Source organism: Reichenbachiella sp. 5M10 (assembly GCF_002742335.1).
GTDB lineage: Bacteria > Bacteroidota > Bacteroidia > Cytophagales > Cyclobacteriaceae > Reichenbachiella.
The window spans coordinates 1-671 of record NZ_MDGR01000008.1 but is presented as its reverse complement, the minus strand read 5'-3'; the positions used below and the strand labels follow the sequence as shown (position 1 = coordinate 671).

Annotated in this window: 1 protein-coding gene; it reads right to left on the bottom strand. The window is 51.3% G+C overall.

Annotated elements, in window-relative coordinates:
- On the bottom strand, positions 1–671 hold a 671-nt coding region (locus BFP72_RS18910; RefSeq protein ID WP_143520144.1), incomplete at both ends, for an Ig-like domain-containing protein.

Here is a 671-nt window from a genome sequence, read left to right as displayed (position 1 = left end):
TGTCAGTGGCGGTGTAAGTGAATGTCACGTCTTCTGTCGCGCCAGCTGCCAAAGCTTCAAACTCTCCATTCGGATCGAAGCTATACGTACCGTCTCCGTTGAAGGTCAAAGCGCCTTTTGTAGTGTCGTCTACCAAAGCGTAGCTCACTACCGTACCATCTACATCAGTTGCTGCGGGTACACTTGTGCTCAGCGTAGTTTCTTCGTCGGTGCCTTGCGCATCGTTGGAAGCTACTGGCGCATCGTTCGTTCCTGTTACAGTAATTGTTACGGTTTGCGTTCCGCTTACTGTGCCATCATTGTCAGTGGCGGTGTAAGTGAATGTCACATCTTCTGTCGCGCCTGTTGCCAAAGCTTCAAACTCTCCGTTGGGGTCGAAGCTATACGTACCGTCTCCGTTGAAAGTGAGGTTTCCTTTTGTGGTGTCGTCTACCAAAGCGTAGCTCACTACCGTACCATCTACATCAGTTGCGGCTGGTACACTTGTGCTCAGCGTAGTTTCTTCGTCGGTGCCTTGCGCATCGTTGGAAGCTACTGGCGCATCGTTCGTGCCAGTGACAGTGATCGTTACGGTTTGCGTTCCGCTTACTGTGCCATCATTGTCAGTGGCGGTGTAAGTGAAAGTCACATCTTCTGTCGCGCCTGTTGCCAAAGCTTCAAACTCTCCATTC